Here is a 20,596-nt window from a genome sequence, read left to right on the forward strand (position 1 = left end):
ATTGATGCTAAATAGTTGGCTAATTAATACTGCCTTTATATTAAATAGCTATAGACTAGCTAAATCGACCAATCTTCTACTGCCCAGCGATGGGCCAGCGCGTGCGCATGCAGGGCATCGTCGGGTGACACACAGATAGCCACATCCGCCCATTCGAGTAATGGAATGTCATTTTTGGAATCTGAATAGGCATAAGTTTTATCAAAAGTGATACCCGCTAATTGCTTTTTATTAAGCCACTTGTCTAGATGGTAGATTTTACCTTCTTTAAAATTGGGCTTATCGGTTAATTTACCGGTATAACGCTCGTTTTGTATCTCAAGTGGCGTCGATAGTACATTACTCTCTTCAATACCAAAACGCTTAGCAATCGCCGACACTACAAAATCATTGGTGGCAGAAATAATCACCACGTCGTGACCCTGCTCGACGTGATGACAGAGCGCCTCCATGGCTTTTGGGCGAATATGCGGCTCGATTTCCGTCTTAATATAATCTTCGCGTAGCTCATGCAGTCTGTCCATCGGTAAGCTACTTAAAAATTGCGCGACAAATTCATTGTATTCGGTCGCATCGAGCGTACCTTCGATATAATCTTGATAAAACTTTTGATTGGCGGTGCGATATTCAGCTTCGTCAACCAGATTATGCTTGACGATATACTCGCCCCAAAGATAGTCGCTATCGACATCGAGTAACGTATGGTCTAAATCAAAAAGTGCCAACTCTTTCGGCGCTTGTCCTGCTTGTGTTGCCTGCATAATGGAGCCTTGTTTTTATTAATTAAAGGAATGATTTTTTGACTATAAAATATGTTAAAAAATTATTGGATATAAAACATGCTGCGTAAATTTTTAGAAGCCTACTGTTTACCAAACATAATTATGCTAACTTGTTTACTTTAATATCTCATTACCTTATCTTTAATCTGCTTGATAATAACAATAGAGAACTGTATGAAAGCGCCTGATGATAAAACTGCTTTGTCCAACCGACCGCGACGTCCTGCCCGCTCCATCAGAGAAATCAGGCGACGGCAGTTAGGCAAAAGCTATCAATCGCCTTTAGAGCGTCTACTTTATGCGCTGTTAAACGCTCTGTTATATGGTTTTGGCGGCTTACTTATCGACCTTGCCATCGTTGTTATTCGCTCCATCGCCGGTATGGGCAATGGCGAGATATTCTGGCTATTCACGCCGTTTATGCTAGTTTTGGGGGCGTTAACGGGTTTTATCGTCGGTAAAAGCGCCGGCGCTGAAAGCGTCAATGCTTTAAATATCGATGATACGAGTAATAATCATTACCTTAATGACCATTCTATACGCCATGATATCTTCCGCGGACTGATTATCGGTATTATCATTTTTGCCGTTATTTGGCTTATCATGATGCTAATGGCATAAAATTCCGCTTTCTGATGCCTCAATCAGGCATCGCTATTTCTGTTAGGCCGGTTTTAAATTTCTGACAGCGCTCCGCATAATGCATAGCTGATAGCTTTAACATTGCCGCTTGCTCATCGCTTAAGGTTTTGACCACTTTTGCCGGCGCGCCCATCACCAGCGAATTATCCGGTATCTCTTTACCTTCAGTAACCAAAGCTTTGGCACCAATGATACAGTTTTTACCGATTTTGGCATTATTCAATACCACCGCGCCAATACCAATCAAGCTATTATCACCAACTTCGCAGCCATGCAGCATCGCTAAATGGCCAATGGTGACGTAATCGCCGATTTTAACCTCAATCCCTGCATCGGTATGAATGACGCTGTTTTCTTGCACATTACTATAATCACCGATATGAATGCGCTCGTTGTCACCGCGAATCACCGCGCCAAACCAGACGTTGGCTTGATGACCCAAATACACATCGCCTATCACCCGTGCTGTATCAGCAACCCAACCATTAAATGGTACGGCAAACTCTGGCGTTTTGTCTAAATATTGATAAATCATCATCCATCCTTAGTGGTTATTTTTATACAAGTTTATATATGGTAAAAAGCGTGCCACAAATAAATGTGACTTAAAGCATGATAGTTGTAAAGAAAGATAAAAACTTTATAGTATAATGCTGCCGCCAATCAATAGAGCAATTAGAATTTAGAATAAAGCCGTATGCCATTTATCCCTATAAAATAACTATAGAATTTTATAGAGACAATCAACGCTCACCAACCTTTTTTAGGATCGCAGTGATGATCAGCAAAAAATACGCCCCTATCGTTTTATTATCGACCAGCTTGATGGCTGCCATCCCTGCCCACGCTGACAGTAGCACTACTAGTAAGGTAGGCGATGTACTGGCCTTTGCCATTCCAGCTGCTGCTTACGGTAGCACTTATTATATGGATGATAAAGAGGGTCGTCAGCAATTTTACTATTCATTTGCGACCAACGTTGCTACGACGCAAGTCCTAAAGTCGGTGATAGACAAAGAGCGACCCAATGGCCGTGATGAGGATTCCTTCCTTTCTGGCCATACCTCGATGGCGTTTCAGGGTGCCAGCTTTATCCATAAACGCTATGGCTTAGAATATAGCATTCCTGCGTATATTGGCGCAGGTTTCGTGGCTTATAGTCGTGTTGAAGCCGATGAGCATGATGTGGCCGACGTGGTGGCAGGGGCAGCATTAGGAATTGCCAGTAGTATGTATTTAACCAAAAGCTATTATGACGACCAAGTGCACATCGCCACCAATTTAGCACCCGACTATTATGGGGTATCGGTGCATTATAGTTTTTAATAGCACTTATTTATCCCATTTGAAAGCACTAAATACAGACATTAGAAATAACAGAAGAGATAAGATGCTAGCCCTTAACGCAAAACTCTAGTATAATGCGCAAAATCTGTGCCAAAGCGAGCGGACATGATGCAAGTTACTCATTCACCCTTAGTGAATCCTGTACCTTTTCATCTATGATGTCTTCTCGCTTTTTTGTGGGAAAAATTTGGCTTCAGCCCTTTTTTATGTGTATTTAGCAGTATTTAAATACCTCTAAAAAACCATTTTAGCGCAACATTTTTACCATAAAACATCACGGCACTCACCCATAACAGCGGAGGCAACCCTTGAATTCATCGGCAGAAATACAAGCAATTTTGGCACTAGCAGACGGTACTATTTTTCGCGGTTTGAGTATCGGTAGTCTTGGTCATCGTGTCGGTGAGGTGGTATTTAATACAGCCATGACAGGGTACCAAGAAATCCTAACTGACCCAAGTTACGCGCGCCAGCTGGTCACGCTTACCTATCCGCACATCGGCAATACCGGCACCAACGCTGAAGATGTCGAATCTGGTAATGGCCATCAAGTATGGGCTGAAGGGCTTATCATTCGTGACGCGACGATGGTCACTTCAAACTTCCGTAACTCAGAGTCATTGACGGATTATTTACAGAACCATGATACGGTCGCCATTGCTGATATCGATACCCGCCAGTTGACGCGCTTATTACGTGATAAAGGTGCACAAAACGGTTGTATCATGACCGCTTCTAACGGCGCAACGATTAGCAGCGAAGATGAGCAGCAAGCGATTAAATTGGCGCAAGAATTCGCTGGTATCGAAGGCATGGACTTGGCAAAAGAATGCTGTACGCCGAAGACGTTTGAATGGACAGCAGGCAGCTGGGATTTATCAGATACACTACTCAACCGCGATATACCGGGCAGCCATGATAGCGGTACGGGCGGCTTTTTTAAACAGCTTGGCACCCATGTTGACTCAAAATACAACGTTGTCGCCTACGATTTTGGTAGCAAAACCAATATCCTGCGTATGCTCGTAGACCGCGGTTGTCATGTGACGGTCGTACCCGCCCAAACGCCTATTGCAGATGTGTTAGCAATGAATCCAGACGGTATCTTCTTATCAAATGGTCCTGGCGATCCTGCGGCTTGTGATTACGCTATCGATGCGGTCCGTCATATCATTGAAGAAACCGACATTCCAACCTTTGGTATCTGCTTAGGTCATCAGCTCATTGGTCTTGCCAGCGGTGCCAACACTATCAAAATGAAAACCGGTCATCACGGTGCCAACCATCCTGTCCAAGACTTAGCCACTGGTACGGTGATGATTACCAGTCAAAACCATGGTTTTGCCGTTGATGAAGACACCTTGCCTGATAACGTTAAATCTACCCATCGCTCATTATTTGATGGTACCAACCAAGGCATTGAACTGACCAATAAGCCGGTCTTTAGTTTTCAAGGTCACCCAGAAGCCAGCCCTGGTCCACATGATGCTGCGCCACTGTTTGATAGGTTTGCGGATATGATGGCAGCGGCAAAAGCGTAACTTATCAATAGTTAACCGCAAACAGAGAATAAATATAAGTATAAAGCTTGAAGCACAGATGGTGGTTCAAGCTGCACCCTAGCAGACACGATAAGTATTATCGAACATATCGTTAAAATACAGATTACTCAAAATATCACCCAAACGAAGGTAGCCCTAACTATGCCAAAACGTACCGACATAAAAAGCATTCTTATCATTGGCGCAGGCCCCATCGTCATCGGCCAAGCATGTGAGTTTGACTACTCAGGCGCGCAGGCTTGTAAAGCGCTAAAAGAAGAAGGCTACCGCGTCATCTTGGTCAACTCAAACCCTGCAACCATCATGACCGACCCTGTCATGGCTGATGCGACTTATATCGAGCCGATTACCTGGCAGACGGTTGAGCAAATCATTGCTAAAGAGCGTCCGGATGCTATCCTGCCAACGATGGGCGGACAGACAGCGCTAAACTGTGCTTTAGACCTAGACAAACATGGCGTCTTGACCAAATACAACTGTGAATTGATTGGCGCGACCAAAGACTCAATCGAGATGGCAGAAGACCGCAACTTATTTGATAAAGCCATGAAGCGTATCGGCCTTGAGTGCCCGCGCGCTGAAACCGCTGAGACCATGGAAGAAGCCTTTGCAACCCAAGAAAAAATGGGCTATCCGTGCATCATTCGTCCGTCATTTACCATGGGCGGTTCAGGCGGCGGTATTGCGTACAATCGTGACGAATTTATCGAGATTTGTGAGCGCGGTTTTGACTTATCACCGAACCATCAATTGCTTATTGATGAGTCACTAATCGGCTGGAAAGAATATGAGATGGAAGTGGTTCGTGATAAAAACGACAACTGCATCATCATTTGTGCGATTGAGAACTTTGACCCAATGGGCGTGCATACCGGCGACTCAATCACAGTCGCCCCAGCACAAACTTTGACCGACAAAGAATACCAAATCATGCGTAATGCTTCATTAGCCGTACTGCGTGAAATCGGTGTGGAAACAGGCGGCTCAAACGTCCAGTTCGGTATCAACCCTGACACGGGTCGTATGGTCGTCATCGAGATGAACCCGCGTGTCTCACGCTCATCGGCATTGGCATCAAAAGCAACCGGCTTCCCGATTGCTAAAATCGCTGCCAAATTGGCGATTGGTTATACCCTAGATGAATTGCAAAATGACATCACAGGCGGCAAAACGCCAGCGAGCTTTGAGCCGGCGCTCGATTATGTTGTGACCAAAATACCTCGCTTTAACTTTGAGAAATTCCCACAAGCCGACAGTGTGTTATCAACCCAGATGAAATCGGTTGGTGAAGTGATGGCAATCGGTCGCAACTTCCAAGAATCGATGCAAAAAGCCCTGCGCGGCATGGAAACCGGCAATGATGGTTTTGATGAGCAAATCGACTTAGCAAAAGTCAGTATTGAAAAAGCCCGTAGCGAGATTAACAATCGCTTAACCATTCCAACGCCTGAACGCATTTATTATATTGCCGATGCTTTCCGTATCGGCATGAGTGTCGATGAAGTGTTTAATTTAACCAAAATCGATCCATGGTTTTTGGTACAAATTGAAGACATTGTCAAAACCGAAGTACAAGTTAAAGCCCTAGGCTTTGGCGGTTTAACTGAGCAAAACCTGCGTAGCTTTAAGCGTAAAGGCTTATCGGATTTACGTTTGGCAAAACTGCTTGGCGTCTCACAAAAGCAGCTACGCAAAAAGCGTTGGGATTTAAACGTTTATCCTGTCTATAAACGCGTCGATACCTGTGCGGCAGAGTTTGCCACCAGCACCGCTTATATGTACTCAACGTACGATAGCGAATGTGAAGCCAATCCAACGGATAACAAGAAAATCATGGTTATCGGTGGTGGTCCTAACCGTATCGGTCAAGGTATCGAGTTTGACTATTGCTGTGTTCACGCAGCCCTTGCCATGCGCGAAGACGGCTACGAGACCATCATGGTTAACTGTAACCCTGAAACGGTTTCAACCGATTATGACACCTCAGACCGTCTGTATTTTGAGCCAATCACCTTAGAAGATGTACTTGAAATCGTCCGTATCGAAAATCCAGACGGCGTGATTGTGCAATTTGGCGGTCAAACCCCATTAAAACTGGCGCGTGCGCTTGAAGCTGCTGGCGTCAAAATCATCGGTACCAGTCCTGATGCGATCGACCGCGCTGAAGACCGCGAACGCTTTCAGCATATGATTCAGCAATTGAACCTTGTGCAACCAACCAATGCGTTAGCGACAAGCTTAGAAGATGGTTTGGTCAAAGCCAAAGACGTTGGCTACCCACTAGTAGTCCGCCCATCTTATGTACTCGGTGGTCGCGCGATGGAAATCGTCTATAATGAAGATGAGCTCAAACATTACTTGCGTACGGCTGTTCAAGCGTCAAACGAAGCGCCTGTACTCCTTGACCGCTTCTTAGATGATGCCATCGAAGTCGATGTTGACTGTGTCTGCGACGGCACTGACGTGGTGATTGGCGGTATCATGCAGCATATCGAACAAGCTGGCGTGCACTCTGGTGACTCGGCTTGCTCATTGCCGCCTTACTCATTATCAGATGAGCTTTGCGATAAAATGCGCGCGCAAACCGTGGCGATGGCAAAAGAGCTTGGCGTCGTCGGTTTGATGAACGTTCAGTTCGCGGTAAAAGGCGAAACGGTTTACATTCTAGAGGTGAACCCACGTGCAGCCCGTACCGTACCTTTCGTATCTAAATGTATCGGTACGTCATTAGCACAAGTCGCGGCGCGCTGTATGGCTGGTACGTCATTGAAAGATCAAGGTTTTACCACTGAAATCGTCCCAGCATTTTATGCGGTCAAAGAAGCGGTATTCCCATTTGCTAAATTTCCGGGTGTTGACCCAATCTTGAGCCCCGAGATGAAATCAACTGGTGAAGTGATGGGTGTGGGTAAAACCTTTGGCGAAGCATTCTACAAAGCGGTTATCGGTAGTAATGAGCGCCTGCCAGGTCTACCAACTGAGGGCGAAACCAAAACTGTCTTTATCTCGGTGCGTGATAGCGATAAAGAGCAAGTCACTCCTATCGCTCGCCAGCTTATCGACTATGGCTTTAAAATCGTCGCCACCACGGGTACGCAAAAAGTACTGGCGGAAAACGGTATTGAATGTAAGCAAATTAACAAAGTCACCGAAGGTCGCCCACATATCGTCGATGCCTTGAAAAATGGCAAAATTGACCTTATTATCAATACTACTGAAGGCAAACAAGCGCAAGAGGATTCATTCTCTATCCGCCGCAGTGCCCTACAAGGTAAAGTATTCTACGTCACGACATTAGGCGCGGCAGATGCAGTTTGTAAATCTTATGCGATTGACCTACCGTTTGATGTGTATAAGCTACAAGATTTGCATGAACAAGCAAAGACTATCGCTTAGTACTATTGACTTGGTGGTATAATTTCAGTAGATTAAGCATCATAGTGACGTTTATTTAAAAGCGTTGGCAAAAATTATGTCTGGTTTTTATACGACTATAGTACTTAAAAAAATTGTACTTTAGAAAAATAAAGTTTTTAAAAGATAAACCTAAAAAGCATAGTGGCTGAACTGCGACTATGCTTTTTATTACGTAAGGTTAAGGCGTCTTTTCGGTAAGTGTATCCGTACTGATAGTTAATCGCTAAGTGTGCAGTTACTTACGACGCAGCCTCAACCTCATTCTTTTTATATTACATACTCATTGCAACAACACTGACACCATCTCACTATTCACTAGGAGATGGTGTGGTGTTATTGGTTTAAGGAAAAAACATGCAACGTTATCCCATGACTCCACAAGGACATGCGGCGCTAGAAGCCGAACTAAAACAGTTAAAAAGTGTCGACCGTCCACGTATTACAGCGGCCATCGCTGAGGCGCGCGAACACGGCGACTTAAAAGAAAACGCTGAATACCATGCCGCTCGCGAACAACAAGGTTTTTGCGAAGCGCGTATACGTGATATCGAAGCCAAGCTTGGCGCTGCACAGGTCATCGACCCTGCTACGCTACCAAATGATGGCCGAGTGGTATTTGGCGTGAGTGTGGTCATTGAAAATATGGATACCGAAGAAGAAAAACAATACAAAATCGTTGGTGATGACGAAGCTGACTTTAAAGCTGGCAAAATCTCAGTCAACTCGCCGATTGCGCGTGGTTTGATTGGCAAGTCTGAAGGCGACGAAGTCCGTATCGAAACGCCCAAAGGCATAGTCGAGTATGAAATCATGAAAGTGATTTACGATTAATCTTGCTTATTTTGTAGATAAATAGATCACCTTTAAGAAAAAGCTTTCGATAACAAAAGCTTTTTTTGTAGATAGGTATAGTTAATTAGATATAAAAACGATACAACTTTTCATTGAACGATTTGATAGCGACGTATCTAATTTATTTGTATTCAACTATATATTTTTAGTGCAACTTATAGATGCAAAAAATAGTACACAACGTCATTATTAGTAAAATATTAGTTACACAATGCAGCTTTTTTACTCAATTCTTTTTAGCGCATAATTGTTCACACATTAAGTGCTAAGCATTTGACTAAAATAATGATGGAATGATAGCAAGTGTTGGCTATCATAAGTACCTTTGCCCTCGTTATTTGACATGGTTTACATGCTCATTTGACGAGGGTTTTTTCTTATATAAGCGTTGTTTTTCTCAACCTTGTTTTTTTAAATTTTATTTTTTTGCTACTTCATTAGCGGCTTTATTTACTGCTACTTTAAAGGAATCTATTATGACCACGCCAATCAATACGCCAGCATTTCAGGCTACGAATAAAAAAGCGCTTAAACATGCCTTCATTAAAAAAAACACTATTCCTACAGCCATATCAATGGTCTTAGCGGGTAGTTTTCTGTCGCTAGCTGCTGCCCATGCCGCACCTGAAGTAACGGTTGTACCATCTGTGAGCAGCAGTACCACAGTGGTCGAAAGTTACTCAGACGGCAAAACAGCGGTTATCACTGCAACGCCAAATGGCATTACCATGCAAGATGGCATGCCGTTTTACAGTACACAAGTGAGCAATGTGCCTCGTTATATGGTTCGCTCAGGCGTTAATACTGTTGTTACTCAAGGCAATGCCACGGTCACGAGCGTACCTGTGACCAACCAAGTCACCAATCAAACCAGCAGAGTTGACGTCATAGCTGTTCCAACGACCAGCGTGACCGAAGTCTTGCCGGTGACGCCGGTGACCCAGTTGCCCGTCATCAATGCCCCAACGACTACTATCGTCACTAACCAACCGGCAACGACGCAAATCGTTTCTACCTCTTTAGATACTCTGCAATTGACCCCAACTTTTAGCACGCCTGGTGTGGTTAATGCTCAAACCAAAGTCATGAAAATATTAAAAAATAAAGATGGTCGTGAAGTGGCCGTACCCGCCAATCATATCGCGCCTGGTGACGTCATCGAATATCACACCACTTATACCAATACCACCGCGCAGCCTGTTACCGATATCAATGCCATGGTTTCTCTGCCAAATGGCGTGCAATTATTGTCACTAAACAGTCCGTTACCAACGCTTGCCACCACTGGCGGCGATAGCTATCAAACCATCCAACAAGTGGGCAATACCGTGGTTGTAAAAGAAAATTATTCGGGTCTAAAATGGAACTTGGTTGACCTTAGCCCAAATGCTGCTCAGACCGTCGTTATACGAGCTAAAGTTCAGTAATGACGACCTTATAAAATGTCATATTTTACTAAATAATTACTTTAAAGCCTTGCAAACGCGGGGCTTTTTTTATTTTAAAGAAGTATGAATACCAACTATTCTTGTTAATATTTTTAGTGTTCTAGCGACACTAGTTGTCGTCTTGTTTATATAATTATCCTACCTTTACAATGACTTAAGCTTAATTTTGCTAAAATACATACCTATAAATGATTTGGTAAATAGCGCTTATGGCAACCGTCAATTATGAACGCCTGCAAGGTAAGCTCAATATCTTAGCAGACGCTGCTAAGTATGATGTTTCGTGCTCATCCTCCGCTGGTACGCGCAAAAACCAAGGCGATGGTCTTGGTGATGCCTCCGCAACGGGTATTTGCCACAGCTATACCGAAGATGGTCGCTGCGTCAGCCTCCTTAAAATCCTTTTGACTAATCACTGCATCTACGATTGCGCTTATTGTACCTCGCGTAAGAGCAATGACACGCCGCGCGCTGCTTTTAGTGTTGAAGAAGTCGTTGATTTGACCATGCAGTTTTATCGGCGTAATTATATCGAAGGGCTTTTTCTCAGCTCAGGTATTTTTAAAAGTGGCGATTATACGATGGAGCGCTTGGTCGAGGTCGCCAAGATACTGCGTACCCGCGAGCGCTTTAATGGCTATATTCACCTTAAGACTATTCCGGGCGCGTCAAAAGAATTGCTACTAGAAGCGGGATTGTATGCCGATCGCCTTAGCGTCAATATTGAGATTCCAACCAAATCAGGACTGGCTTTGCTCGCTCCAGAGAAGTCGCATGATGAATTAAAAGCGCCAATGGAAACGGTTAAAACTGAAATTATCACCATCAAAGAGAGCCGTAAAACCCATAAAAAAGCACCAAAATTTACCCCAGCGGGTCAAACTAGCCAGATGATTGTTGGCGCCAGTAATGAAACTGATTTACAAGTCATACAGCTATCGAGTCATTTTTATAAGCAGTATGATTTGAAACGCGTCTATTACTCTGGCTATGTGCCGATGTTGGCAGATAGTCGCTTGCCAGCGATTGGAACGCCTGTGCCGATGATACGTGAAAACCGTCTGTATCAAGCCGATTGGCTAATGCGCTTTTATGGTTTTGGCGCGCACGAAATCGTTGAGCCAGACTCGCCATTTCTAGACTTGGATTGCGACCCTAAATTGGCGTGGGCGATTCGCCATCGTGAGCATTTTCCCGTTAATATTCAAACCGCCACTTACGAGATGATTGTGCGTATTCCCGGTATCGGTACCAAGACGGCTAAAAAGATAGTAAAAGCACGCAAGTTTAATCAGTTGACGCTTTATCATTTAAAAAAGATGGGTGCGGCGGTCAATCGTGCCAAATACTTTATCGCTACGACGGGTAAAAACGAACATCTCGCGCATTTAACGCGCGACAACTTTCGTCAATACGTACTGGCACAAACACAAACCAAATATAAAGATCAACGTAATGGGCAGTTGGCGCTGTTTTAATGAGTACGGTTTTGATTAGTATGGTGTTAATGAGTATGGTGTTAATGAGTATGGTTTTAATTGCCACTATTATAAATAGGAACATAAATGTCACAACTGATGCAAAGTCATGACTATATTGTCGGTCACTTAACGCCCAGTATTGTGCTTTATGAGCCAAGTTTTGAAGGTTGGCTGAGTGCGGTATTTTATGTCTATGCCAATCGCTTACAAGATGATGAATCCTTACAGTTAATTGCTCAAGACTGCTATGTCCCCTCGTTAATCGCTCAGGCAGACAGCGTTACCATTAATGAAGACTATGCCGAACGCGTACTAACAAAACTGCATAAATTATTAGGTCGTTCAGGTATGCGTAATATTCTGTGGGGATTTTTATCAGAAAAAGACCATATCGGCACCACTTTATTTCAGGTGGTTAAATATGCCATCGACTACCCTAGCCGCGCTATTATGGAAGATTTGGGTAACCTGAATGTCTTGGATCTGGTACAAACCGTCAAGTCTGTCGGTAGAGAAAAGCACCGCATGGAAGCCTTTGTGCGCTTTGAGCATACTACTGATGACATTTACTTTGCCCGCGTTGAGCCTGATTTTAATGTACTGCCTTTGATTGGTGAGCATTTTCGGCAGCGCTACCAAGACCAGCATTGGGCGATTTATGATGTGGCGCGCGGCTATGGCATTTATTATGATAAAAGTAAAAGTACGCCGTCGCGCCCTGCTGCCTTGCAAACCATCACTGACCTAGACGATGCCGTACTGCGTAATCCTGCTAGTATCCATAGTCAAGATGAGCAGCGCTATCAAAAGTTTTGGCAAGGTTACTTTACCAACGTCAATATCAAGGAGCGTAAAAATCCGCGGCTGCATAAGCAATATTTGCCGCAGCGCTATTGGAAATATCTCAGTGAGAAGCAAGTGCTGCCAAATGCTGAGCATCTACAAAAACGCCGCTAGTTTATTAAGATTGAGAATAAGGTTAACAGTCATTAAATGATTAATCTTAGCTAAAAAAAGTATAGCAAATCCGACCTTATCTTTTTATCTTGGTAGTTGAGTTTTCAGCACTTTTAACTGACAATAGCAGCTTGATATCTTATTTGGTGACCGACGCTATTATGAAAGTTATGCGCTTACTGTCGTCCTTAAAGCATGATGAATCCGAGCGCGGCATTTTTCATCTGGGTCGCGCTTTGGTTAAAAATGGCCATACGTCTATCATTATCGCCAGCGCCGATGAAGAAAATGACTTGGTCAAACGCCTAAAGCGCGATGGTGATATTTACCATCAGCTGTATATGAATAAGAAATCTTGGCTGTCGCTGCTACAAGTCGCCCCGCTGCGCCGCCTGATTGAGAAATATGACCCTGATGTCATTCATGTGCATTCGCGCACCCCTGCATGGATATTGCATTTGGCCTTGCGCCGCGCCCGCCTCAAGCGTCGTCCCAAACTGGTCTCGACCATGTACGGTTTTTATCCGATTAATAAGTACTCGCAAGCGCTGCTCGATGTCGATACCATCATCACGGTCTCTGATAGCGTCACCAATTATTTAAAAAAAGGCTTACGCCGTGAGGAGCTAGAACCTAAAGTTATTAAGCGCATCTACCGCGGTGTCGATACCCGTCGCTATCCGTATCGACACAACCCTTCTGTGTATTGGCTGCGACATACGTTCGCCGAATACCCTGAACTTGAACATAAAAAATGGCTGGTTTTTCCGACCATTATTGGCAATGAATATGGGCAAGAATGGCTGATTGATATCTTGGGTAATCTGCAAGAACAATTTCCCAATATTCACGTCATTATTATGGACGATGATTACCGCGAAGGTGATGTGGCGCATGAAGATTTCCGCCAGCGCAGCAATACGCTTGGACTGTCTGAGCGCATAACTTACGTCGGCAGCAAACGTAATGACATGCGCGAATGGCTGTCGGCGGCCAATATCGTCATGGCGTTGGCCAACGAGCCAGAATCGATTGGCATCAATGCCCTGCAAGCAATTCACTTAGGTACGCCAGTCATTGGCTGGGATCAAGCGGCCTTTAGCGAGATACTACAGCCACTTTATCCGCAAGGATTGGTCAAAAAATACAACGCCAAAGCGCTCTGTAAAGCGGTGCGCAACCAGCTAGAGAGTGTCACCCGTCCTGAGATGACCAATAAATTCACCATGCGTGAGATGATTGAACAAACCCTACTTGTCTATCAAGGGTTATATGACCAATCGCTTGCAGAAGAACAAGCGCAGGCGGATGCAGCGGCGGTTAAAAAAATTAAGAAAGGCCTTAGTAAGGCATCTAAATCTATTCCTGAATCTCCTTATGTAAAAATCGAGCCCGCGGATAAAATCAGCAAAGTCAGGTTGTTTAAAGACTCTACTAAAACGACAGATGCTAAAGCAGAGACTAATACTGCAACCGTTAAAGTAGAAAATGCTAAGGCAATACAAACGATAGAAACAGTAAAACCAGCCGATAAACAAAAAGCAAGCCAAGACCAAAGCAATACCTAATAGCTTATTTATGACCCCTTATTTTTAGCGAAAAAAAGCACTGCTTCTATTGCTAGATACAGTGCTTGAGATAGTGGCTAATAAACTCTAAACTCTTTATAAATAATAGGCTTTTGCAAAACAGTTTTTAACGCCAATTGAACTTTAATATAAACTTAGTAAGTCGTCGGCGTATGCGCGCTTACGATACGAGTTATGCCATCAGTAGGATTGATAAAGGTGTGCGGTTTAATGGTATCAATCACATAACTGTCACCTTCATTCAACAAATAAGTCGTCTCTTCGATACGAATTAAGACTTTGCCTTCAATAACGGTGCCAATCTCTTCGCCTTCGTGAGCGATTTTTTCTTCGGTCGAGCTATTGGGCTGATAGGTCTCAATCAAAAACCCCAGATTTTTGGTGGTGCTACAGTTATATACCTGTTTGAGCGACACTCTACTGCTTGACTCGCTAAGCTCTATCAAATCCTTTGGTGTGACCACCACACGTGCTTTGGGCTCTTTCCACTCATCACTGAAAAAAGTCGTCAAATCAGACCCTAGCACCTGTAAGATGGCTTTAAGTGTATTGACCGCTGGGCTGACTTTATTACGCTCAATCGCACTGATTGAAGTATTGGTTACCCCTGCCATCCTTGCCAGCTTGCGTTGCGAGTAGCCTTTTGCAAGGCGCAGTTGATTGATTTTTTTACCGATATCCTCTTCAGGCTGGCTGTCCATTTCGAGTTCAGATTCTGACGCATCTTCTTCAGCGCTGTTAACGTCATCAGCATCGTCTTCGTCTTGTTTTTCAGCCTCGTCTTCGAGTAAGTCCATTTCATTTTCAGGCGCAATGTCCTGTTTTTCAATATCGTTTTCTGCACTATTATGAACCGTGTTTTTTGCTGGCATAGTGGATAAATTCCTTGAATAGAAATTTTGACAAATCGTCTTGTGCATAATTTAACTCAGGATGCCATTGTACACCAATCATAAATGGATGTTTTATTAAGCTGATGGCTTCTACCAATCCATCCGGTGCACGTGCTTCGACAAATAAATCTCGACCTACTGTATTGATGGCTTGTTTGTGCAACGAATTGACGTGCCATTTTTCGCCAAACGCTGCCAGTCGCCCCTCAGGCTGAATAATCACGTCATGCACCGGCTGGTATTGCACCTCAAGCGGCTGGGTATTGTCTTCCAAATGCGGCTCATAAAACCCTTCTACTTCACGCCAATCTGGATGCAGGCTGCCATCAAAATAGACATTCATCTCTTGCAAGCCTCGGCATACTGCCAATAAAGGCGTACCCGCCTTCTCTGCATGAGCAAGCAGTTTAAAGCTCAGCTCATCACGACCTAAGTCCTGCTTTTCTTCAATATGCGAAGCGCCATAACGTGCAGGCGCGACGTTACTGTAACTGCCCGTCAATAAAATACCGTCAGCAATGGCAATCAAAGCCGCGAAGTTCTCACTCTCAGCGGCAGTATTGGGCAGCAAGATAGGATTGCCACCATAAAAATGTACCGCATCGATATATTTTTGGTACACCGCTTGCGCAGGTTGACCGTCGACCATTTTATGACAGGAGACGATGGCAATAATGGGGCGATAAGTTTGCATTTTATTCTTCCTTGAATGTGATATCTGAGCCTCAAAACTTCAATATACCGAGATTTCTTTGATTAAAATCTAACACAAAATTTCGGACATTGTAAACTATAAACTTCATTTTTAGATAATTAAAACCAATATGAATATAATTAATTACTTTTTAATAGTTTTAAATATCATTTGACAACTATAAATTTCAGTCATATATTGAAGGACATCAGTAAGACAAAAGGTGAATTACCGTCTCTACACCCCAATGTCATTACCGATAAAAACAAGGCTAAGAACAATGCTAAGTGATTCATTTTGCAGTAAAAACATCAAGCAATGATAGGAAGGAAATACTTAGTAAAGTAAACCATGTGGTATCAGCCACGGCAGTTATAAGTGCTGTTTTATTTAGCAATACTGTTTTATTTAACGTCATTCACCATCAGGATTTGTCAATTATGAATGACAGCGGCCATAAACGGCGCAACTATAATCAGAGTAAAAATCAACATCAATAGGGATAATAGACATGACGACAACCAAGGGAATGGTCGAATCTGCAAATAATACGGAATATGTGTATGTTGCAGCGGGGGATATTAATGGCTTACTTCGTGGTAAGCGCATCCCCTTTAATCAGATGGAAAAAGCAGAAAATGGTGCCATACGCTTACCTTTATCAATTTTAGGCGTCGACATCTGGGGCGCTGACGTTATCGAATCCTCTCAGTGCAATGGCGATATCGATGCCATTGCTCGTCCTACCGGCCGCGCTGCCTATCCGCTCCTCAATACCAGCGCGCCCTCATCGCTATTGCCCGTTTGGCTTTATACCGAAGACAACGAGCCTTATTACGGTGACGCACGCCACGTCTTAGATTATGTCAGTAAAAAATTCAAAGCACTCGGATTAACGCCAGTCATGGCAACAGAGCTTGAATTTTATTTGATTGATTACACCGAAGGTGAAAGCCCAAAACCGCCTATCCGTCCAAAGAGCGGCTTAAGGCTAAATAAGACTTCTATTTTAAGTATCAATGACTTATTGCAGTTTGATGAGTTTTTAGACGAAGTTTATGAGCAATGCAAAAAACTTGATATTCCGGTTGATGCCGCTTTAGCTGAGAACGGCTGTGGTCAGTTTGAAATTAACTTATTACACGTCGATGACCCGTTAAAGGCTGCTGACGATGCCATTTTATTCAAACAAGTAGTTAAGTCCGTCGCAGCACGCCGCAAGCTAACGGCTACTTTTATGGCAAAACCCTTTGGATTGCAATCCGGCAACGGCTTTCATGTACACTGCAGCCTGCTCGATAAAGATGGCAATAATGTCTTTGATGATGGCTCAGAAGAAGGGTCAGACATCTTGCGTCATGCGGTCGCAGGTTTATTAAAAACCATGTCGGATTGCACCTTATTATTTGCCCCCCATGTCAACTCTTATCGCCGCTTTACCCCAGGTACACTGGCACCAAACAATGTGTCATGGGGCTATGAAAACCGCACCGCTGCTGTGCGCATCCCAGGCGGCGACTCACAAGCACGCCGTATCGAGCACCGCGTTTCTGGCGCCGATGCCAACCCTTATCTGGTCTGTAGTGCGGTATTGGCAGGCATGCTTTATGGCATCGAAAACAAGCTTGAAGCGCCAGAGCCGGTCAATAGCATCACTTATAACGAAGCCGAGCTTAAAACTTTGCCATTAGACTGGCTGTCCGCTATCCGCAAATTTGAAAGCAGCGACATCATCGATTCTTTATTTCCAAGCGAGATGATTGAGCTATTAATTGCAGTCAAAAAACAAGAAGCCAAACGCTTTGCTCAGCAAGTGACCAACCTTGAATACCTCACCTATTTACAGGATGTTTGATATGTCAAATAACTCAAATAGCAACTTAAATGGCAATGCAGCAATGAACCAAAATCCGCCTTCGAATAACACGCGCAACATTCCGCATTATTCAGACAATGGGCAATATCCTGATAGCTATTATGCAGCCAGCCGTAATCCTAAGCCCGACAGACCGACGCTAAAAAATGATATTCAAGTGGAAATCTGTGTAGTCGGTGGCGGTTATAGCGGCTTATCAACGGCGCTGCATCTCATTGAAACCGATCACGAAGTGGTGGTTTTAGAAGGTGCGCAAATTGGTTGGGGCGCATCAGGGCGTAATGGCGGTCAAATCGTCAACGGTCTTAACGCCAGCCTGCAAAAAATCAAAAAGTCTTATGGTCAAGAAAACGCAGATTTCGTCGGTCAGCTTGTGACCCGTGGCGGCAAAATCATTCGGCGCTTTGTCGCTGATTATAATATCGACTGCGATCTTAAAGAGAAAAATATCTTTGCGGCGTTAAATAATGGTCAGTTAAAAGACTTACAAGAGACGCATGCCCTATGGGAAAGTCATGGGATGCATGATCGAGAAATGCTCGACAAAAATGGCATCCAAGAACATATCAAAACAGACGCTTATGTGGGCGGTATTATTGACCATTCAGGTGGTCATATCCATCCGCTAAACCTCGCGCTTGGTGAAGCCGCTGCCATCGAAAAATCTGGCGGTACTATCTATGAAAACACTTTAGTCGTTGATATTGAATATGCCGATGACCACATCAAAGTTATTACTGAATTTGGTAGCGTCACTTGTAAGCAAGCGGTGCTGTGCGGCAATGCCTATCTCAATAAAGTCATACCTAAATTAACTGACCGCGTCATGCCGGTATCGACACAGATTATCGCCACCGAGCCCTTAGGTGATTTAGCAGACCAGCTGCTACCAACCGACGTCTGCGTCGAAGATGTGCGCTATATCCTTGATTACTATCGCCTGTCAGCGGATAAGCGCATGTTATTTGGCGGCGGTACTGTCTACGGTGGTCAAGACCCAGCCGATATCACCGCCAAAATACGACCAAATATGAATAAGATTTTCCCAGAGCTACGTGATGTCAAAATTGACTATGCGTGGAGTGGTAACTTTGCCTTGTCTTTTTCTCGCGTACCGCAAATGGGCAAACTGCATGACCGTGTTTATTTCGCTCATGGCTATAGCGGTCATGGGGTGACAGGCTCGCATTTATTTGGGCAGATATTAGCTAATGCCATCAATGGTCGCACCAAAGAGTTTGATACCTTTGCCAAGATTCCTTGGATTCCTTTCCCAGGTGGCCGCGCCCTACGCGTGCCGTATTCTGTCATGGGCTCATGGTGGTACGCACTAAAAGACACCACTGGCATGTAACGACGTCAAAATCTAACCATCATTATCTGTCATAACAATGGATTGTTGTGATGGCGCTCGATAGAAAGAAGATGCACTGGTGCGCTACTGACTATCGAGCAACAACCATAAAACAGAGTTTTAAAAAATTAGGTTTTACAGGGAGCGTAAATATGAACATGAAACTCAGCGAAGCTGTCGAGGGGCAGTTTCATAACAAGCGAGTATTTTTGACGGTATTAGCAGGGATTGCCATATATATCGCTTTTGCTTGGCTATCGACCACCCGTGCGCCAAACGAATCTTGGGGTGCTTTATCGCTATTACCTACATTATTAGTATTGGTCACTGCCATTGTTTCTAGGCGTCCATTTGAATCTATGATTGCAGGCTGTGTCGCGGGTCTTGTGATGCTCAATCCGTTTGATTTGGTTTCGCCTTTTGCTGAAAATATATCCCTCGTACTCGGTAATGAAACCATTGTCTGGGTAGTACTGGTTTGTGGTTTGATGGGCGGTCTGATTCAGCTGCTTGAGATCAGCGGTTGTCTCGATGGCTTTAGTGAATGGCTACAAAAAATCATCAAATCACGCCGGCAATCATTACTAGCGACTGCAGGACTGGGCGTGGTGGTCTTTATTGATGATTATTTAAACTGTCTTGCTGTATCGACGTCTGTTAAGAAATTGACCGATTTTTATGGGGTATCGCGAGAAAAACTTGCCTACATCGTCGATTCAACGGCGGCGCCGATGTGCGTTATTGTGCCTATTTCGACTTGGGCGGTCTACTTTGCCGGACTTTTAGAAGAAAATGGCGTCGCAAAAGACGGTGGTGGAATGGCACTTTATATGAGTGCCATTCCTTTTATGGCGTATGCTTGGTTTGCACTGGTGATTGTGTTTTTGGTGGCATATGGCATTTTGGGCGATTGGGGCCCGATGAAAAAAGCGGAAGCTCGCGCCAAAGGTGGCAACCCTGTACCTGAAGCTTTTGTCGATGAGCAATTGGTTTCAAACGTCAAGGCCAAACGCAAGCTATCGTTTAAAGCCAATATCATGAACTTTGCTTTCCCCATGATTTTATTGATTGTTTCAACCATTTATTTTGAAATTGATTTATTAAGAGGGGCGTTACTGACCTGTTTCGTTACCGTTCTTATCTATTGGGCGCAAGGTATCTTAAGTTTCGAGACCCAAATGGAAGCCATTTTTAAAGGTTTCCAAGTCATGCTCTATCCATTATCAACGGTAGTCGGTGGCTTCTTCTTAAAAGCCATCAATGATGAGCTTGGCATGACGACGTACGTAATCGAGGCCATCACGCCTTATATGACGATTGTCATCTTTCCTGCTGTCATCTTTGCCGTCATGGCGTTCTTAACCTTTGCCACCTCATCAAGTTGGGGTTTGTATATCCTGGCAATGCCGATTGTATTCCCTATTTCGTTAGCACTTGGTGTCAGCACGCCATTGATGATTGGGGCACTATTGTCAGCGTCTTCATTTGGTAGTCATGCCTGCTTCTTTAGTGACTCGTCGTTATTAGCCTCACAAGGAGCGGGCTGCTCACCCATGCAACATGCCTTTAGCCAATTCCCCTATGCCATGCTTGGCGCGGTTTTATCCATCGTGACATTCCTAGGTTTGGGTTATATGATGGCTTGAGCATTATTTAAAGTATAGGCTGCATACGATGAGCGTTAAGGATTTGCTAAAGCATA

Annotated in this window: 16 protein-coding genes; 12 read left to right on the forward strand and 4 right to left on the reverse strand. The window is 44.1% G+C overall.

Annotation, left to right across the window (positions count from 1 at the left end; all coding sequences use genetic code 11):
• Nucleotides 1-59: 59 nt before the first annotated feature.
• Nucleotides 60-761 carry an HAD family hydrolase gene (locus H9653_RS06645; RefSeq protein ID WP_191691388.1) on the reverse strand — a complete coding sequence of 234 codons (702 nt, stop codon included), beginning with the start codon at nucleotides 759-761 and terminating at the stop codon, nucleotides 60-62.
• A gap of 195 nt (nucleotides 762-956) precedes the next feature.
• Here H9653_RS06645 and H9653_RS06650 point away from each other — a divergent pair, with 195 nt between their 5' ends.
• Nucleotides 957-1,403 (forward strand): hypothetical protein, encoded by a 447-nt coding sequence (locus H9653_RS06650; RefSeq protein WP_191691390.1) that lies wholly within the window; start codon nucleotides 957-959, stop codon nucleotides 1,401-1,403.
• Between the two features lie 19 nt (nucleotides 1,404-1,422).
• On the opposite strand, the gene H9653_RS06655 is transcribed toward H9653_RS06650, so the two are convergent.
• On the reverse strand, nucleotides 1,423-1,959 hold the full coding sequence (locus tag H9653_RS06655; RefSeq protein WP_191691413.1) for a gamma carbonic anhydrase family protein: 537 nt from the start codon (nucleotides 1,957-1,959) through the stop codon (nucleotides 1,423-1,425).
• A 242-nt stretch (nucleotides 1,960-2,201) separates the two neighbouring features.
• Here H9653_RS06655 and H9653_RS06660 point away from each other — a divergent pair, with 242 nt between their 5' ends.
• The 8 genes from H9653_RS06660 to H9653_RS06695 all read left to right on the forward strand — a co-directional run bounded on the left by H9653_RS06660 (nucleotide 2,202) and on the right by H9653_RS06695 (nucleotide 14,056).
• The gene (locus tag H9653_RS06660) at nucleotides 2,202-2,750 is read left to right on the forward strand and encodes a phosphatase PAP2 family protein (protein ID WP_191691392.1); all 549 of its coding nucleotides are present in this window, start codon (nucleotides 2,202-2,204) and stop codon (nucleotides 2,748-2,750) included.
• 329 nt (nucleotides 2,751-3,079) lie between these two features.
• Nucleotides 3,080-4,312, forward strand: coding sequence for a glutamine-hydrolyzing carbamoyl-phosphate synthase small subunit (gene carA, locus H9653_RS06665; RefSeq protein WP_191691396.1), 1,233 nt, complete (start codon nucleotides 3,080-3,082; stop codon nucleotides 4,310-4,312).
• 162 nt (nucleotides 4,313-4,474) lie between these two features.
• On the forward strand, nucleotides 4,475-7,729 hold the full coding sequence (gene carB / locus H9653_RS06670) for a carbamoyl-phosphate synthase large subunit (RefSeq protein WP_191691398.1): 3,255 nt from the start codon (nucleotides 4,475-4,477) through the stop codon (nucleotides 7,727-7,729).
• A gap of 375 nt (nucleotides 7,730-8,104) precedes the next feature.
• A complete protein-coding gene (greA, locus tag H9653_RS06675; protein WP_191691401.1) occupies nucleotides 8,105-8,581 on the forward strand; it encodes a transcription elongation factor GreA in 477 nt (158 codons plus the stop codon).
• A 497-nt stretch (nucleotides 8,582-9,078) separates the two neighbouring features.
• Nucleotides 9,079-10,029: a hypothetical protein gene (locus H9653_RS06680; protein ID WP_225211644.1), complete on the forward strand. Its 951-nt coding sequence runs from the start codon at nucleotides 9,079-9,081 to the stop codon at nucleotides 10,027-10,029.
• Between the two features lie 230 nt (nucleotides 10,030-10,259).
• A complete protein-coding gene (locus tag H9653_RS06685; RefSeq protein WP_191691403.1) occupies nucleotides 10,260-11,528 on the forward strand; it encodes a putative DNA modification/repair radical SAM protein in 1,269 nt (422 codons plus the stop codon).
• A gap of 87 nt (nucleotides 11,529-11,615) precedes the next feature.
• Nucleotides 11,616-12,488: a TIGR03915 family putative DNA repair protein gene (locus H9653_RS06690; protein ID WP_191691405.1), complete on the forward strand. Its 873-nt coding sequence runs from the start codon at nucleotides 11,616-11,618 to the stop codon at nucleotides 12,486-12,488.
• Nucleotides 12,489-12,658: 170 nt separating this feature from the next.
• The gene (locus H9653_RS06695) at nucleotides 12,659-14,056 is read left to right on the forward strand and encodes a glycosyltransferase (RefSeq protein ID WP_191691417.1); all 1,398 of its coding nucleotides are present in this window, start codon (nucleotides 12,659-12,661) and stop codon (nucleotides 14,054-14,056) included.
• Nucleotides 14,057-14,211: 155 nt separating this feature from the next.
• On the opposite strand, the gene H9653_RS06700 is transcribed toward H9653_RS06695, so the two are convergent.
• Together H9653_RS06700 and H9653_RS06705 are read right to left on the reverse strand one after the other, a co-directional pair.
• Nucleotides 14,212-14,949, reverse strand: coding sequence for a cupin domain-containing protein (locus H9653_RS06700; RefSeq protein WP_082894245.1), 738 nt, complete (start codon nucleotides 14,947-14,949; stop codon nucleotides 14,212-14,214).
• Nucleotides 14,924-15,664: a gamma-glutamyl-gamma-aminobutyrate hydrolase family protein gene (locus tag H9653_RS06705; protein ID WP_068404036.1), complete on the reverse strand. Its 741-nt coding sequence runs from the start codon at nucleotides 15,662-15,664 to the stop codon at nucleotides 14,924-14,926. The genes H9653_RS06700 and H9653_RS06705 overlap by 26 nt, the downstream gene beginning before the upstream one ends.
• 511 nt (nucleotides 15,665-16,175) lie before the next feature.
• On the opposite strand from H9653_RS06705, the gene H9653_RS06710 reads away from it, so the two are divergent.
• The 3 genes from H9653_RS06710 to H9653_RS06720 all read left to right on the forward strand — a co-directional run bounded on the left by H9653_RS06710 (nucleotide 16,176) and on the right by H9653_RS06720 (nucleotide 20,540).
• Entirely contained in the window at nucleotides 16,176-17,519 is a 1,344-nt protein-coding gene (locus H9653_RS06710) for a glutamine synthetase family protein (RefSeq protein WP_068404038.1), read from the forward strand.
• A 1-nt stretch (nucleotide 17,520) separates the two neighbouring features.
• The gene (locus H9653_RS06715) at nucleotides 17,521-18,894 is read left to right on the forward strand and encodes an NAD(P)/FAD-dependent oxidoreductase (RefSeq protein WP_225211645.1); all 1,374 of its coding nucleotides are present in this window, start codon (nucleotides 17,521-17,523) and stop codon (nucleotides 18,892-18,894) included.
• Between the two features lie 152 nt (nucleotides 18,895-19,046).
• Nucleotides 19,047-20,540 (forward strand): Na+/H+ antiporter NhaC family protein, encoded by a 1,494-nt coding sequence (locus H9653_RS06720; RefSeq protein WP_068404040.1) that lies wholly within the window; start codon nucleotides 19,047-19,049, stop codon nucleotides 20,538-20,540.
• Nucleotides 20,541-20,596 lie beyond the last annotated feature (56 nt).

Source organism: Psychrobacter communis (assembly GCF_014836505.1).
In the GTDB taxonomy this organism is placed as follows: Bacteria; Pseudomonadota; Gammaproteobacteria; order Pseudomonadales; family Moraxellaceae; genus Psychrobacter; species Psychrobacter faecalis.

What these genes read in the sequence shown, in the direction of transcription:
- H9653_RS06695 (WP_191691417.1), top strand. Translation starts at nt 12,659, where the DNA reads ATGCGCTTACTGTCGTCCTTAAAGCATGATGAATCCGAGCGCGGCATT.
- H9653_RS06650 (WP_191691390.1), top strand. Translation starts at nt 957, where the DNA reads ATGAAAGCGCCTGATGATAAAACTGCTTTGTCCAACCGACCGCGACGT.
- H9653_RS06700 (WP_082894245.1), bottom strand. Translation starts at nt 14,949, where the DNA reads ATGCCAGCAAAAAACACGGTTCATAATAGTGCAGAAAACGATATTGAA.
- H9653_RS06660 (WP_191691392.1), top strand. Translation starts at nt 2,202, where the DNA reads ATGATCAGCAAAAAATACGCCCCTATCGTTTTATTATCGACCAGCTTG.
- H9653_RS06685 (WP_191691403.1), top strand. Translation starts at nt 10,260, where the DNA reads ATGGCAACCGTCAATTATGAACGCCTGCAAGGTAAGCTCAATATCTTA.
- H9653_RS06710 (WP_068404038.1), top strand. Translation starts at nt 16,176, where the DNA reads ATGACGACAACCAAGGGAATGGTCGAATCTGCAAATAATACGGAATAT.
- H9653_RS06645 (WP_191691388.1), bottom strand. Translation starts at nt 761, where the DNA reads ATGCAGGCAACACAAGCAGGACAAGCGCCGAAAGAGTTGGCACTTTTT.
- greA (WP_191691401.1), top strand. Translation starts at nt 8,105, where the DNA reads ATGCAACGTTATCCCATGACTCCACAAGGACATGCGGCGCTAGAAGCC.
- H9653_RS06655 (WP_191691413.1), bottom strand. Translation starts at nt 1,959, where the DNA reads ATGATTTATCAATATTTAGACAAAACGCCAGAGTTTGCCGTACCATTT.
- H9653_RS06715 (WP_225211645.1), top strand. Translation starts at nt 17,521, where the DNA reads ATGTCAAATAACTCAAATAGCAACTTAAATGGCAATGCAGCAATGAAC.
- H9653_RS06705 (WP_068404036.1), bottom strand. Translation starts at nt 15,664, where the DNA reads ATGCAAACTTATCGCCCCATTATTGCCATCGTCTCCTGTCATAAAATG.
- H9653_RS06720 (WP_068404040.1), top strand. Translation starts at nt 19,047, where the DNA reads ATGAACATGAAACTCAGCGAAGCTGTCGAGGGGCAGTTTCATAACAAG.
- H9653_RS06680 (WP_225211644.1), top strand. Translation starts at nt 9,079, where the DNA reads ATGACCACGCCAATCAATACGCCAGCATTTCAGGCTACGAATAAAAAA.
- H9653_RS06690 (WP_191691405.1), top strand. Translation starts at nt 11,616, where the DNA reads ATGTCACAACTGATGCAAAGTCATGACTATATTGTCGGTCACTTAACG.
- carB (WP_191691398.1), top strand. Translation starts at nt 4,475, where the DNA reads ATGCCAAAACGTACCGACATAAAAAGCATTCTTATCATTGGCGCAGGC.